The organism is Vagococcus sp. QWL-13, from assembly GCF_058683555.1.
In genome coordinates this window covers 13,497-27,658 of the sequence record NZ_CM178746.1, presented here as the reverse complement: position 1 = coordinate 27,658, position 14,162 = coordinate 13,497, and the positions used below count along the sequence as shown (strand labels likewise).

Here is a 14,162-nt window from a genome sequence, read left to right as displayed (position 1 = left end):
ATTAAGTATAATCGGTTAAAGGAGTTTTTTTAGATGAAGGAAGGGGAGTGGCGTATTGGAAGAGACAGTCCAAGCTATTTTAAAAAATTTTTACAACTTAAATGTAAGCGCATTACGTCAAAATAAAACAGGTTGGCAAAATATTGTCTATGAGGTCGGCACGAACTCCGGTGCTTTTATTATGCGCTGCACACCAAAGGCTAACCGCGGGGAAAAAGATATTTTGGGAGAGGTGGAGTGGCTGCTCCATCTGGAAAAATATTTAGCTGTCCCTACTCCAGTGGCAACGGTTAAAAATACCTATTGTATCAATTTAGAGGACCCTGCCATTCCGTACTTTTTTGTTTTATTTGATAAAATTGAAGGACAGCATATCAGTTATGCTCCTTACCTGAACCGGACGGATTTATTTTATAAACTAGGTGTGGAGATAGGCAAGGTACACGCCGCCAGCAAAGGTTTTGTTTTAAAAACCGGTACACGCCGCCATTGGTATGACAATCAATACTTGAAGGAATTCGACCAGCATATTCCTAAAGATCAAGTAAAAGTTTACGAAAGTTGCGACTTACTGGTGAAAGAAATAAAAAATGCTGTAGCACATTCCAGTGATTACGGATTGGTCCATGGAGATATCCACCATGAAAATTTTTTATTGAAAGAAAATAAGCTGATTATCATTGATTATGACGAGAGTCAGTATAGTTTGTTGTGTGAAGATTTCTCGGTGGCTTTGTATTATACATTGTACGGGATGCTAAACAATGACAGCCGCCGGGACAGGGTAGCCGAAAAATTTTGTTATCATTTTCAGCGGGGTTACAGGAAGCATTTTTCTGCAGATTATGATTTGTCTTTTGTCCCTTTGTATTTGCGTTTGAGAGAATTGATTGCTTACGTTGGGGCGTATAAAAAATGGGATTTTGCTGCTCTTTCTGATTGGCAAGCTGGATTTTTACAGGAAAGCCGCCAGAGAATAGAAAATCATCAACCTATTTTTCAACTGGACAGAAAAAAATGGTCTCTTTTCGCTGATTTCAGCAGATATGATGACTTTGTAGAAAATTCGACGCAATAAGTAAAAATCACCCCCGTATTCTTGCTATTTCAAGAATGCGGGGGTGATTCATTGTTTTTTCAGAAATTTATCCTACCCATTGATTCAGGACTGACGATTTAATAACTGAGTGGTCAGCTTTATCAAAGTTGCTTTGGTATTTTCCTTAGTCTCCGGTAATTCAGCCAGTTGGTTTAATGCCCTTTGTGTGTATTCTTCTGCCAGCAGGCGGGCTTTTGCCACACCGTCTGCTTGTTTGACGAGATGATATATTTCACGTGTATCTTCATCGCTCATCTCCATTTTTTTATCAAGATAAGGCATCAATTCTTGCCGGTGAGATGCCATGGCACAAATGAGCGGTAAAGAATAAACACCTTGACGGACATCTTTCATGACCGGCTTGCCAAGGGTTGTTTCATGCTGAGAGTAATCTAAAATATCATCTAAAATTTGAAAAGCAATGCCGATATTTAAGCCGATTTCCCTTGCTTTATTCGCAAATTCAGCAGTGGTATTATTTTCAAACGCTCCTAAAAAACAGCTTAAAGCAAATAGTTCAGCGGTTTTTCCGGAGATATTTTTAATATAATTTTCCACAGACATATCGTAATCGTACCGATTGTCCATTTGCCCCAGTTCCCCGTCAAGAATTTTTTCCATACTTTTTGCATTCAGCTGGATACTCTTTAAAGAGGAGACGTGGTTGGCTAAAAGTTTAAAACACACGATGAACAGATAATCCCCGGCATAAACTGCCACATCTTTTCCAAACGTATGCTGGATCGTCTGCAGGCTTCTTCGCGTGGCGGCTTCATCCACTATGTCATCATGAATCAGCGTGGCAGTGTGAAGTGTTTCAATCGATGCGGCCAAAGCGATGGTCTTCCGTGCATCCTGTTTTTTGCCAAATTGGGAAAAAAGGAAAAGATAGGCTGGTCTCAGCAATTTTCCGCCTGAACGAATCATTTCCAAGATGGCATTTTCCACATCTTTATTTGCTAGATTGATGGATGCCTCCATTAAATCAAGTGTTTTTTTTAATTCCGTTTTGAGTGATGGATAGTCTTCCCATAATGGATGTATCTTCACAATGTGTACTCCTTTAGTTTAATGAACCGGTGTTTCTTAGTTTTACACAGCTGTCATTTTTTTAAATAGATTGATGGCTGCAGTATTCAAGTTTCCAGATCTGCTTGGAATTGTTGCAGCAGCTTGATGTTTTTCAACAGATAGTTGGCAGCGATTCCCACAGCAATCCCGGCCAAAATACCGATGCCTGACAGGATAGGTAAGTATAGCATGACCGACCACGAACGTGCAATGAAACTAGCCACCATCAGCTGACCGACATTGTGCAGGAAACCGCCCACAGAGCTGATGCCGATGATGCTGACCCGCTCAGGCCCCAGCTTTTTGATTAGGAGCATACCGAAAAAACTAAGCAGAGCGCCGGCAGCACTGTAAATAAATGTAGAAACCGTCCCTCCCAGCAACGTAGTCAAAAGCAGTCTCAGACATACGAGCAGAAAACTTTCTTTCTTTGTCAAAGTAAAAATAGCAATGATCGTGATCAAGTTTGCCAGACCGAGCTTGGCGCCCGGCGCAATAGCAAAGGGAAAAGGAATCATATTTTCCAGCAGACCGATGATTACCCCCTGAGCGACCAATAGAGAGATATAAATAAGCTTTTTATTTTTTTTCATTGATGAAGACCCCTTCTAAAAAGCTAAATCTGTTTAGCTGATATTGGTAACGAGCTCAAGGAAAAATAAAAGTTCTAGAGGAAATTCCCTAGAACTTTTATCTGTTGGCAGGGAAGTTATTCCTGTCCGTAAAGGGACTTGACTTCACCATACCACCATTTGTGCAGCGTGCGCTGAATCCAGGGCTGTACCCATTTATCTAATCCAAGAGTTCTTCCTGAACCGTTCATCAAGGCGAAGGCCACAGGAATAAACCAAATGTTCACCCAATAAAACATACCTGAGAGACAAAATGTGATGACGAGCACGATAGTAGTAGCACTGCTCAGCCAAGTAAATAGACCGGCAATCAATGCTAAAGCCAGAGCTACTTCAAAAAAGACCATAAACTTTTGGAAGAACATGGCGACATCGTTGTTCGGCATGATAAACTGCATGATTTTTGTGAACCAGGCAGGTGAATTTTCCATGACTGCCATCGGTTGTTCCCCATGAGCATAACTCAGACCAAATTTAGCCACTTCGACAGCACCGTCGACGGCATCAGTAGCAGCGGTTGCAGCGTCAACAGCTTCCGTAGCGCCGGTTGCGGCATCTGCTGCATCCTTAGCATATTCCCAAGTCCATGGGAAAACAGAATCTCCCACAAACCAAGAGCCTTCGCCAAACCATGTGCTTGGCTTCAACACTTCTCCGTTGCCGATTATTTTCTTCCCGGCTTCCACCAGCCAGACCAGTCCGTAGAAGACACGCAGCGGCACACTCCATAAAACATTGCTGTTGCGGGAGGAGTGTCCCCGGGTGACGTTTCTTTCATTTTCAACGCGGAAAAATTCATGCATCATATACTGGAAAGCATAATGGCCGGAGCGGATATCAAAGAAATACTTGATATTGATAATATGCTTCATGATAATAGCTAGAAAACCACTTAAATGAATTTTATCAAATAAACTAGCCACACCGAATTTAGAACCCACGGAGACCATATATCCTTGATAGTTTCCTTTGAAAGCTTGCTTTTCGGTTTGATTGATGTCTGCCAAAATATTCATGGCAGCATAGTGGGCCGTACCTTCGGCTGCTTGTACGATTTGCGGTGTCGGCGTATTTTCAAATTCTTCGTAATAGACGATATCACCTACCACGTAGATGCCCTTGTCTTCAAAACCTTCCGCCTGTAAAAATTCATTGGTTGTCAATCGGTTAGCGTGAGATTTTTCCATACCAAAATCTTTTGTGTCACTGTTGGCTTGAACGCCGGCAGTCCAAATCAAGGTTCTTGTGGGGATTTTAGTCCCGTCCTGCAAAGTGACTTCTTTTTCGCTGACTTCGACAACAGGGGAGCTTTTAAGAATCTCCACGCCTTTCTTTACAAGGTAGCGTTCGGCGATGTCTGCATCGTAACGATCCAGCATATTTAAAATTGTAGGAAGGGCTTCGACCACCTTTAGCGAAATCTCGTCAGGTGAAATTTTATTTTTCTTTGCGATACTGTCTTTAAGGTCTACAAGTTCCCCGATCATTTCAATACCGGTAAAACCAGAACCGCAGACGACGAAGGTCAGCATCTCCCGTCGCAGCTTTTCATCTGGCTCCAAAGCAGCTAGAGCAACAGTCTGTTCGATATGTTCACGCAAAAGAATCGCATCTTCCATGGACCATAGAGAAAAGCCGTGCTGTCTTACTCCTGGCACTCCGAAGTCATTAGCCTCAGCTCCCATCCCGATCATCACATAATCGAAGTCATAGCTTCCGTTTTCTGTGTGAACCACTTTATTTTCTTTATCGATAGCTGTCACAGTGTCTGTTACAAGCTTGACGTTTTTTCTGCGGCAGAATAAACGTTGTAAATCATATTGGATTGCTTCAGGCTCGACTCGCCCTCCTGCAACTTCGTGTAGTTCTGTCATCATTGTTTGATAAGAATGACGATCAATTAGAGTGATTTCAACATCTGGATTTTTTTTAAGTTTTTTGGATAAATACTTGGTACCAAAAACCCCAGCGTAACCAGCTCCAACTACGACTATTTTTATCTTTGTCATAGTGTTTCTCTCCTTTTCCATTTTAAAAAAGATTGCGAATAATGTTTGATAATAATTACACAATTAGGCCTATTATAATTTTTTTTGCTCTAAAAGTCTACTAAAATTACTTACATTTAATCTGAAAAAAAACTGTGAATTTAATAAAAAAAAGTTTAAATAAGTTGCCAAATCATTAGTGATAGGGTAAAATACCTTTGTATCATATTTCACAATATACCATTAATAAATATAAGGTGGGAATCACAATGAAGAAGACAAAAATTTTGACAGGCGTTGCTTTAGTAGCAGTGTCAAGTATGTTATTTGTAGGCTGCCAAAGCGACGATGCTGGAAAAGATAAGACAGAAGATACAACCGTCGAAACGGCAGAAACAACAGAGCAAGAAGAAGCAAAACAGGTAGCGGGTGCACCTCTGCAAGACGGCACATTTACACTGGAAGAGAAAAATTATTCAAATGATTACCGTGCCACTTTCTCAATTACAGTAAAAGACGGTAAAATCACTGAGTCTAACTTTGATAACGTGAATGAAGCCGGCGAATCTAAGAAAGACAATGAAGAGTACAATGAAACAATGAAGGAAAAATCAGGCACAGGACCAGCTGAATTTATCCCTAAATTGAATGAATTATTCGTTGAGGCTCAAAATGCTGGAGGAATCGATATCGATGCAGTGACTGGTGCCACTCATTCTGCACGCAGCTTTGTTAACTATGCACAACAATTGGTTCAAGCAGCTCAAGCTGGCAATACTGAAACAATCGAAATCAATAACGGCGGCGAACTGCAAGACGGTACATACACTTTAGAAGAGAAAAACTATTCTAACGGTTACCGTGTCGTTTTCTCAATCACTGTTGAAGGCAACAAAATCACAGAATCAAATTATGACTATATCAACGAAGACGGAAAATCTAAAGTCGACGATCAAGAATACAATGAAAAGATGAAAGAAATCGCTGGAACGAATGCGGAAGAATTTATTCCTAAATTCAACGAAGCCTTAGTTGCAGAGCAAGTTCCATCTGAAATCGATGTTGTGACTGGTGCGACTCACTCTTTCAATGCTTTCCAAATGTATGCTGAACAGTTGATCAATGCTGCTGAAAATGGCAACACAGATAAAATTGAAGTAGATAATATCGTTTTTGAATAATCTTTATCAGTCAGCTATCTTAGACAACAGACTGCCTCGTGTGGTTTGTTGTTTTTGTTTTAAGCAGGATTGCTTTTCATTTTTTTGAAAAACAGGTAGGATATAGAAAAATATATCGATTCTGGGAAAGGAGTGGGCAACATGAAAAAGACCCTCCCGAGACTATCTTTTTTCTTCTTGCTGGCAGCAGTGTTTTTATTGACAGCGTGCGGAAGAACGGAAGATACAGACAATAAAGTAAAGGTTAACAAAGAACCTTACAGTGAACAGCAATATTTGATGGGGACTTATGTGAGAATCCAAATTTTTGATGACGGAAAAGAAGACGTCTTGTCGCAAGCCTTTGACAAGGTAAAAGAACTGGCAGACAAGACCACGGTTAATGAACCGGATGCAAAAGAGTCGGAAATAGCAAAAATCAACCGGCAGGCAGGCATTCAGCCCGTCAAGGTATCTCCGGATGTTTTCAATTTGATTCAAGCAGCCTACGATTACTCGGATATCCCGGAGCAGGGGTTTGATTTGACTATTGGGCCGATCACAGAGTTGTGGCACATTGGTTTTGATGATGCCAGAAAGCCTGAACAGTCAGAAATCGACGAAGCGTTGAAGCTGGTCAATCATGAAGCAGTGGTCTTGAATGAAGAAGAAAAAACAGTTTTTCTAAAGGGAAAAAATATGGCGCTGGATTTAGGAGCCATTGCCAAAGGATTTATCACTGATGAAGTCGTGAAAGTGCTGAAAGAAAATCATGTGACCACTGCCATCGTCGATTTAGGCGGCAATATTTATGTGATGGGTGAGAGTCCTAAAAAAGAGAATGGTTACTGGACAGTGGGGATTCAGGATCCTGAAAAAGAACGTAACCAAGTCGTAGGCTCTCTGCCTGCTACCAATCAGTCTCTAGTGACTTCGGGCATCTATGAAAGAAATTTAGAAGTGGACGGCAACCTTTATCATCATTTGTTTGATGCCGATACAGGTTATCCTTTTGAAAATGAGTTGGCGGGTGTCTCAATCATTTCTGAAAAATCAATTGACGGAGATGGGTTGTCCACCGTTGTGTTTTCAATGGGTGTGGAAAAAGGGCTGGCATTTGTGGAAAAGTTAGAAGAAACGGAAGCCGTTTTTGTCACGAAGGATGACGAAATATATGTGAGCAGCGGTCTCAAAGAGTCGTTTAAACTTAATGAAGAAGCTCGCTACACGTTAAAAGAAATAAAAGATAGGGAAAACTAGAAGGGGAAGACAATGACAGTCAGTATTTTTTTAAAATTAGTGGAGATTCAAACCAAATTAGCTAGTCTATTCCCCTTTATTATCGGCGTATTGTTTTCGATGTTTTATTTTGGGCAGGTCAAATGGCTGAATACAGTAATCTTTTTTTTAGGGATGATAGTGTTTGATATGACGACGACGGCAATCAACAACTATATGGATTACAGGAAGGCTAAAAATGATGATTACAAATACAAAACAAATATCGTAGGGCAGGCGGGTTTGTCAGATAAAACCGTCAGCAGCCTGATTTTTGCCATGCTTGCTTTTGCGGCCGCAGTAGGAATCTATTTAACGATTGAAACAGGCTGGCTGCTATTGCTGATGGGGGGCATCTGCTGTTTTATCGGAGTGTTTTATACTTTCGGGCCCGTACCGCTCTCACGGATGCCTTTAGGAGAAGTTTTCAGCGGGTTTACGATGGGCTTAGGCATTTTTCTTATGACGATTTATGTGAATACTTTTGATCAATATTTTTTCTTTTTGACGTTAGATAACTGGACATTCAAGTTATATGGAGATTTGACAAAAATAATTCCTGTTTTCTGGGCGTCCTTACCCATGGTGTTTACTATTGCCAACATCATGCTGGCAAATAATTTATGCGATTTGGATGAAGATATTTCCAATCACCGTTACACACTGCCGTTTTATATAGGCAGAGAAAAAGGCGTTCTTTTGTTCAAGTGGCTGATGTATAGCTGCTATGGGACGGTTTTGATTGGTGTCCTGTTTAGAATATATCACCCGGCGATGTTGCTTGTTTTTGCCACATTGCCTTTGATTATCAAAAATGTCCGCGTGTTCAGTAAAAAGCAAGTCAAGAGTGAAACATTTTCGATTTCCATAAAAAATCTCGTGCTATTCAATATGGCTCAAATCATCGGCTTAGTCTTGAGTATTTTACTGACAACTAAATAAAATGGAAAACCCGCTGAACAGCAAATAACTGTTCGGCGGGTTTTTATTTGATTGATGAGAGGCTGATTTCCCCGGAAGAAAGGGAAACTTCTTCGCCGGTGTCTAGAGTGACGATCAACTCTCCTCCATCACCGATGGCTTTAGCGACTCCCTGATAATGTTTCCCCCGTTGTTGAAAGATGACTTGTTTCCCCAAAACAAAAGAGCGTTCACGGTATTCTGTCAGAAAATGCTGCTGCTTGTCTTGCAGCATATGGAAAAATTGATTTAAAAACTCGGCAACAAGTTGATTACGTGTGATTTCAGGATTTTCAGTAAACAACGAACCGATTTTTTCCTGTAACTCTTTCGGGATTTTTTCAGGAGGCATCAGAAAATTAAGCCCCACACCTATAATAATTGAAGTAATGGAGTGAGTTTCGAAATCTGTAGTAGCCTCTGAAAGGATGCCTGCGATTTTCTTATTTTGATAGTAGACATCATTCACCCATTTGATTTGACAATTTTTTCCGGTCTTTTTTTCGATGGCAGCAGTTAAGGCAGCAGCAGATAGCACTGTATAGGAGGGCAGCTCGGTAAATTTTTTTTGGATGTTTAACAGCAAACTGAAATAAATTCCTTTTTCCGCAGCAGAAACAAAGTCCCGTCCAAAACGTCCCCGTCCCTTCGTCTGAGATTCCGCAATCAGGAGAATCGGCTGGTCCGTACCGTCAATGCTTGCTTTTTTCAGCAAGTCATTGGTTGAGGTAACTTGTTTTTCTACTTGGATGGTGAGTTGAGGGACGTGGCTGTCCAGATGTTTCATGATTTCGCTAGCCAAAAGTGTGTCGCTGGGTAAATAGACATATCCCACATTAGGCAGGCTTTCGATAAGATGGCCTTCTTTTTTCAGAGACTGGACAGCTTTCCAGATGGCGGTTCGGGAAACGTTTAATTTTTCTCCTAACCATTCGCCTGACAGGGGCTGCTCCGCTTGATTCAAAAAAATAGCCAACAATTTTTCTTTTGTGGTCATTACATGATCCTTCCTTAGTCATGATTTATTGCTTCTAGTATAGCAAATCCTTTGACTTGTGACTAAAATGAATTTTAATGGCGAAAAAAACTGGTCATAAAATTTTGTAATACACCCCAATATTGTTACAATCAATGTAATAAAGGAGGGGATATTATGTTTTGGGTCATTATAGGTGTGGGCTTTTGGGGAAGTTTTTTCTTTTGGCGTTTGTTGAGGAAATGGCTTAAAAAGAGCTATCAGGTGCTCCTTATTTTATTTCTCTTACCAGTTCTATTGTTTTTTGGCGCCAGAACTTTTGCGACGGGGTGGGATATTCTGGGCTGGTGGCTTATTGCCACAGGGATGTTGGTCTCTGCCATATTTATCACGGGTTATTATTTTTATGAAAAGATTAAAAGGAAAAATTTAACATAGTTTTGAAAATAAATTGACAGCAATCGAATCCAATTATTTAGAAAATTTGAACAAATAAAACAAACAGCTGATACATTTTGAATGTCAGCTGTTTGTTTTGTTTTTAGGTAGAATATCATATACTGGTAAAATCAATCGTCAATCAAGACTTTATCTGATTCTTTAGCAAGGATAACTTTATAAAAAGCCGCCCGCGGTTGAAATGATACGGGATTTTTTTAAATTTTTTTATAAAATCATAGCAGTAAAGCATCGTCGCTGACTTGGCTGCCGCTCTTTTTATGGAACAGCTCCAGCAAATCAGGAACTGTAAGCTGTTTTTTTTCTTCGTTAGCTAAATCAACCACGATTTGCCCTTGATGGAGCATGATCAGCCGGTTGCCGTACCTGATGGCATCTTCCATATTATGAGTGACCATAAACGCTGTCAGATTTTGTTCAGAAATGATTTTTTCAGTCAGCTCCATGACCAGTAGAGATGTTTTGGGGTCTAAGGCAGCAGAGTGCTCGTCCAACAAAAGCAGTTCAGGACGGACGATGGTTGCCATGAGCAAAGTAATCGCCTGTCTTTGTCCCCCTGACAGCAAACCGATTTCAGTTTGCAGTCTGTTTTCCAAACCCAGTCCCAGGGTTGCCAGCTGTTCTTTGAAAAATTTCCGCTGTTGCTTCTTGACCCCTTTGGAGAACCCTCTGGACTGTCCCCGCTTCATGGCAATAGCAAGATTTTCTTCCACTGTCAGTCTGACGGCTGTTCCCATCCGTGGATCTTGAAATACCCGGCTGATTTTTTTTGACCGCTTTATCACATTTTGTTTAGTGATATCTTGTCCATTAAGGGAAATAGAGCCAGAGGTAACAGGGAAACTGCCTGCCACACTATTGAGTAGAGTGGACTTGCCGGCTCCGTTGCCCCCGATAATCGAAATAAAATCACCTTCGCGGATATCCAGATTGATGCCTTTCAGTACATGGTTCTCATCCACTGTCCCTTTGCCGAAATAATGTTGAAGATTTTTAATAGATAAAATAGTCTTCATTATAAAACGCCCCCTTTGCGTTTTTTCGGTTGCCGTTTGCTGTTGCTCTGTAATTTTTTCTGAATCAGCGGAAAAGATAGTGCCACGACTAAAATCACTGCTGAGAAAAATTTATTGTCATTGGCTTCGATTGGCAATTCCAAGATTAAGGCTAGAATAAAACGGTAAATGATAGCACCCATCACAACAGAAAACATCCGGTAAAGCAACGGCTGTTTTGAAAACAAGACTTCAGAAATGATGATGGCTGCCAATCCGATGACGATAGTTCCGATACCTGAGGAGATATCAGCGTAACCATTGTTTTGAGCAATCAATGAGCCGCTCAAGGCAATCATCCCGTTGGCAATCATATAGCCTAAAATTTTCGTGAAATCAGTGTTGATACCATTAGCCTGACTCATTTCAATGTTGTCCCCTGTAGAAATAATAGACAGGCCGATTTCTGTCCGGAAAAAAGTATATAAAATTCCGATGACCAAAAGGACAGTCACGACACCGATAATGATTACTACGGTATTGCTGGTAAAGTTAAACTCATCCATAAAGTTGAAAATCGTTTTTTTCCCCAACAATGCCTGATTAGGTTTTTTGCCCATGACCCGGGAATTGATGGAATAAAGGCCGGTCATTGTGATAATTCCGGCTAATAATGCCGGAATTTTTAGTTTTGTATGAATGATGCCCGAAACCAGCCCCGCCAGCATCCCGCCGAAAATTGCCCCCACTGTGGCAACAATCGGGGGGAGATCAGCCATAATCAAAGCAGCAGTAATAGCTCCTCCTAAAGGGAAAGAGCCTTCTGTAGTCAAATCGGCTACGTCAAGAATCCGGTAAGTGACAAAAATACCTACAGCCAAAAGGGACCACATCAGTCCCTCGGCGATGGAAAAGGTAGCGATGGATAAAAGATTGGTAAAAAAATTTGCTATCATGTTCGTCATCCTTGCTTGTTTGTTTTTAAAACTTATTCAGGTGCCACGATTGAGTCCGGATCGATACCGATTGCTTCTGCCACTTCTTTATTGATTTCTAATTTCAAATCATCGGAAGTTTCCACCGGGATATCTCCTGGTTTAGCTTCACCTTTTAAGATTTTAGCAGCAATTTTAGCAGTTTGCTTGCCAAGGGAATGGTAATCGATACCGAAAGTTGCCAGACCGCCGTCTTGAACCATTTCTACGGAACCAGCCACTACAGGAGTTTTTGTTTCTTCTGTTACCTTTTTCACCACAGGCATCGCACTGGCAAAAGTATTGTCTGTCGGGATATAGATGCCGTCCACGTCTTTGGCTAAGCTGTTTGTAACTTGCTGGACATCGTTAGTGCTAGTTGCAGTCAATTCTTTTACTTTGATATTTTTACTTTCCAGATACTCTTTGGCAAGATTTGCCTGAAGCAGTGAATTAGGTTCTCCAGCATTATACATGATGCCGATTTTTTCCGGGTTATCAATCACACTCAGTAACAAATCAATTTGTTTTTCGATAGGGACCATGTCAGAAGTTCCTGTTAAATTTCCGCCGGGAGCTTCATTGGATGCCACCAGCTGGGCTTCTACCAAGTCGGTCACCGCTGTCACGACGATCGGGATTTCTGTGGTTTCATTCAATAAGGCTTGGGCAGCTGGTGTTGCAATTCCCAGCAGCAAGTCTACTTTTTCTTTCACCAGCTTTTGACTCATCGTCTTCAGCTGATCTTGTGCTCCTTGTGCATTTTGATAATCAAATGTGACATCTGTGATGCCTTCTTCTTCCAGACCTTCTTGGAATCCGGCGTAAGCCGCATCAAGAGACCCGTGTTCCACTTGTTGAAGCACACCGATTTTAACTGGGGTTCCTGCTTCTTTTCCTGTATCGTCTCCGGTAGATGAGTCGGGCTGATTTTTACAAGCTGCCAGACCTAAAATAGCCAGAGAGGCCGCCAATCCTAACGCAATTTTTTTCATGTTCATTTGTCTTTCCTCCATTTTCTTATTGACTTATTAAAAACAAAAAAACCATTTAGATTTTTCTAAATGGTTGTCTGGTTACTAAAAGTAGATTGATTTTTTCTAGCAAATCCGTTGGCCACCACTTAGATTATTTCATCCCATGTGGCCGTTTTGCTCGTACAAAATGCTTTAGCCATCATAGATACATGTCAGTTTGTATCCATGAGTGCATGTCTACAAACTCTATCTAAAAAAGCTAAAGTAAAAGTTTTTCGTATTCAGTTGTGAACGTTTTGTTTTGATCATTTTAAAAACCTCCGCACAAATGAATTGTTATAAGTATAGTCCAACCGCCTAAAAAAAGTCAAGTGCTATTTAGAAAATTCTGACAATTGATTTTCTGGACACAAACAAAAGGGAATATGATATGATTCTAATTAAGAAAACGGTCTTTGGAGGGATTGGCTTTGAAAATAACGATACGAGACATCGCTGAAGCGGCAGGTGTGTCCACAACGACCGTGTCGCAAATTTTAAATAATAAAGGCAGTCGCTTTAGCGAGGAAACAAGAGCAAAGGTGATGGAGACAGTCAAAAAATTCAACTATCAGCCAGATTTTTTTGCTCAAAATATGATCACTAAAAAATCAAAAACCATTGGCATGATTGTTCCTGATGTGACAGACTTCTTTTTTTCAAAGCTCATTGAAGGCGTGGAGGCTTATTTGAATTCTTTCGGCTACATGATGCTGCTGTGCAACACCAGTCATGATAAGTTATTAGAAGAAAAATATTTTGAAGAGTTGCTGCGCCGGTCGGTGGAAGGGATCATCATTGCCACACCGAACATGTTGAACGATACGATTATCAAACATCCCAAAGTAGTCGGTAAAAAAGTTCCTTTGCTGTTGATGGATCTGGGGAAAAACCCTCGTAATGAGGGGAAACTTCTTGTGGAAGAGTATCAAGGGGTCTATGAAGGTACAAAATATTTAATCGATAACGGGCATCGGGAAATTGCATTTTTGCGCGAAGTAGGAGACTATTATCAGTTATCAGAAAGAATCACCGGATTTTTAAACTGTTTGGAAGATCATGGGATTATTATGGATGATCGTTTAATTGAGAGCAGTCCTTTAGATATTGAGGGAGGCTATCAAGGGACTCGCCGGCTTCTTGAAAAAGAAATCCCTTTTACAGCTTTGATATGTACTAACGATCAGATGGCTATCGGTGCGTATCAGGCAATCATGGAAGCAGGTTTCAAAGTGCCTGCCGACATTTCAGTTATCGGTTTTGACGGCATTGAGATCACCCGCTATATGTCTCCGGCACTGACCACAGTCTATCAGCCAGTGTATGATGTGGGCTATACAGCAGGCGAGTTTATCATCGGTGCAATCGAAAAACCTGCATCAAAAATTCCTAATAAAACTTTTCCTACTAAGCTTTTGATTAGAGATTCTGTAAAACGATTGACGGACTGAGCCAGTCGTGTTAAACTTTTATGGAAGCGGTTTTAATTCATTGTTGTGATTGGTAAAACGTTTTACTGATTTACTTTTTTACCTTTTATTGCAATTTAGTTAT

The 14,162-nt window shown here is 40.7% G+C and carries 13 protein-coding genes; 6 read left to right on the top strand and 7 right to left on the bottom strand.

The genetic code is table 11. From position 1 onward, the window contains the following. Nucleotides 1-55 precede the first annotated feature (55 nt). Nucleotides 56-1,078 (top strand): phosphotransferase enzyme family protein, encoded by a 1,023-nt coding sequence (locus AC4PHI_RS00135; RefSeq protein WP_492200330.1) that lies wholly within the window; start codon nucleotides 56-58, stop codon nucleotides 1,076-1,078. Between the two features lie 84 nt (nucleotides 1,079-1,162). On the opposite strand, the gene AC4PHI_RS00130 is transcribed toward AC4PHI_RS00135, so the two are convergent. The 3 genes from AC4PHI_RS00130 to AC4PHI_RS00120 form a co-directional block, all read right to left on the bottom strand. Further along, the gene (locus AC4PHI_RS00130) at nucleotides 1,163-2,149 is read right to left on the bottom strand and encodes a polyprenyl synthetase family protein (RefSeq protein ID WP_492200329.1); all 987 of its coding nucleotides are present in this window, start codon (nucleotides 2,147-2,149) and stop codon (nucleotides 1,163-1,165) included. Nucleotides 2,150-2,235: 86 nt separating this feature from the next. Then, complete coding sequence (locus tag AC4PHI_RS00125) at nucleotides 2,236-2,763, bottom strand: Gx transporter family protein (protein WP_492200328.1); 528 nt, start codon at nucleotides 2,761-2,763, stop codon at nucleotides 2,236-2,238. Between the two features lie 116 nt (nucleotides 2,764-2,879). Further along, nucleotides 2,880-4,811, bottom strand: coding sequence for an NAD(P)/FAD-dependent oxidoreductase (locus AC4PHI_RS00120; RefSeq protein ID WP_492200327.1), 1,932 nt, complete (start codon nucleotides 4,809-4,811; stop codon nucleotides 2,880-2,882). 248 nt (nucleotides 4,812-5,059) lie between these two features. On the opposite strand from AC4PHI_RS00120, the gene pplA reads away from it, so the two are divergent. The 3 genes from pplA (at nucleotide 5,060) to menA (ending at nucleotide 8,170) form a co-directional block, all read left to right on the top strand. Next, nucleotides 5,060-5,971 (top strand): extracellular electron transfer flavoprotein PplA, encoded by a 912-nt coding sequence (pplA, locus tag AC4PHI_RS00115; RefSeq protein ID WP_492200326.1) that lies wholly within the window; start codon nucleotides 5,060-5,062, stop codon nucleotides 5,969-5,971. A 141-nt stretch (nucleotides 5,972-6,112) separates the two neighbouring features. Then, a complete protein-coding gene (locus tag AC4PHI_RS00110) occupies nucleotides 6,113-7,210 on the top strand; it encodes an FAD:protein FMN transferase (protein WP_492200325.1) in 1,098 nt (365 codons plus the stop codon). 12 nt (nucleotides 7,211-7,222) lie between these two features. Continuing rightward, nucleotides 7,223-8,170, top strand: a complete 948-nt coding sequence (menA, locus tag AC4PHI_RS00105) for a 1,4-dihydroxy-2-naphthoate polyprenyltransferase (protein WP_492200324.1) — start codon at nucleotides 7,223-7,225, stop codon at nucleotides 8,168-8,170. 43 nt (nucleotides 8,171-8,213) lie between these two features. On the opposite strand, the gene AC4PHI_RS00100 is transcribed toward menA, so the two are convergent. Next, nucleotides 8,214-9,185 carry a biotin--[acetyl-CoA-carboxylase] ligase gene (locus AC4PHI_RS00100; protein ID WP_492200323.1) on the bottom strand — a complete coding sequence of 324 codons (972 nt, stop codon included), beginning with the start codon at nucleotides 9,183-9,185 and terminating at the stop codon, nucleotides 8,214-8,216. Between the two features lie 156 nt (nucleotides 9,186-9,341). Here AC4PHI_RS00100 and AC4PHI_RS00095 point away from each other — a divergent pair, with 156 nt between their 5' ends. After that, the gene (locus tag AC4PHI_RS00095) at nucleotides 9,342-9,602 is read left to right on the top strand and encodes a hypothetical protein (protein ID WP_492200322.1); all 261 of its coding nucleotides are present in this window, start codon (nucleotides 9,342-9,344) and stop codon (nucleotides 9,600-9,602) included. A gap of 236 nt (nucleotides 9,603-9,838) precedes the next feature. Here the strand turns inward: AC4PHI_RS00095 and AC4PHI_RS00090 are convergent, their stop codons facing one another. The 3 genes from AC4PHI_RS00090 to AC4PHI_RS00080 are packed head-to-tail and all read right to left on the bottom strand — an operon-like array spanning nucleotide 9,839 to nucleotide 12,587. After that, the gene (locus tag AC4PHI_RS00090; RefSeq protein WP_492200321.1) at nucleotides 9,839-10,639 is read right to left on the bottom strand and encodes an ABC transporter ATP-binding protein; all 801 of its coding nucleotides are present in this window, start codon (nucleotides 10,637-10,639) and stop codon (nucleotides 9,839-9,841) included. Further along, the gene (locus AC4PHI_RS00085; protein WP_492200320.1) at nucleotides 10,639-11,574 is read right to left on the bottom strand and encodes an ABC transporter permease; all 936 of its coding nucleotides are present in this window, start codon (nucleotides 11,572-11,574) and stop codon (nucleotides 10,639-10,641) included. The genes AC4PHI_RS00090 and AC4PHI_RS00085 overlap by 1 nt, the downstream gene beginning before the upstream one ends. Before the next feature lie 32 nt (nucleotides 11,575-11,606). Next, entirely contained in the window at nucleotides 11,607-12,587 is a 981-nt protein-coding gene (locus AC4PHI_RS00080; protein ID WP_492201611.1) for an ABC transporter substrate-binding protein, read from the bottom strand. A 452-nt stretch (nucleotides 12,588-13,039) separates the two neighbouring features. Here AC4PHI_RS00080 and AC4PHI_RS00075 point away from each other — a divergent pair, with 452 nt between their 5' ends. Next, complete coding sequence (locus AC4PHI_RS00075; protein WP_492200319.1) at nucleotides 13,040-14,059, top strand: LacI family DNA-binding transcriptional regulator; 1,020 nt, start codon at nucleotides 13,040-13,042, stop codon at nucleotides 14,057-14,059. Nucleotides 14,060-14,162 lie beyond the last annotated feature (103 nt).

Coding starts and splice junctions, on each gene's coding strand:
- AC4PHI_RS00125 (WP_492200328.1), bottom strand. CDS start 2,763: ATGAAAAAAAATAAAAAGCTTATTTATATCTCTCTATTGGTCGCTCAG.
- AC4PHI_RS00120 (WP_492200327.1), bottom strand. CDS start 4,811: ATGACAAAGATAAAAATAGTCGTAGTTGGAGCTGGTTACGCTGGGGTT.
- pplA (WP_492200326.1), top strand. CDS start 5,060: ATGAAGAAGACAAAAATTTTGACAGGCGTTGCTTTAGTAGCAGTGTCA.
- AC4PHI_RS00110 (WP_492200325.1), top strand. CDS start 6,113: ATGAAAAAGACCCTCCCGAGACTATCTTTTTTCTTCTTGCTGGCAGCA.
- menA (WP_492200324.1), top strand. CDS start 7,223: ATGACAGTCAGTATTTTTTTAAAATTAGTGGAGATTCAAACCAAATTA.
- AC4PHI_RS00100 (WP_492200323.1), bottom strand. CDS start 9,185: ATGACCACAAAAGAAAAATTGTTGGCTATTTTTTTGAATCAAGCGGAG.
- AC4PHI_RS00095 (WP_492200322.1), top strand. CDS start 9,342: ATGTTTTGGGTCATTATAGGTGTGGGCTTTTGGGGAAGTTTTTTCTTT.
- AC4PHI_RS00090 (WP_492200321.1), bottom strand. CDS start 10,639: ATGAAGACTATTTTATCTATTAAAAATCTTCAACATTATTTCGGCAAA.
- AC4PHI_RS00085 (WP_492200320.1), bottom strand. CDS start 11,574: ATGATAGCAAATTTTTTTACCAATCTTTTATCCATCGCTACCTTTTCC.
- AC4PHI_RS00080 (WP_492201611.1), bottom strand. CDS start 12,587: ATGAAAAAAATTGCGTTAGGATTGGCGGCCTCTCTGGCTATTTTAGGT.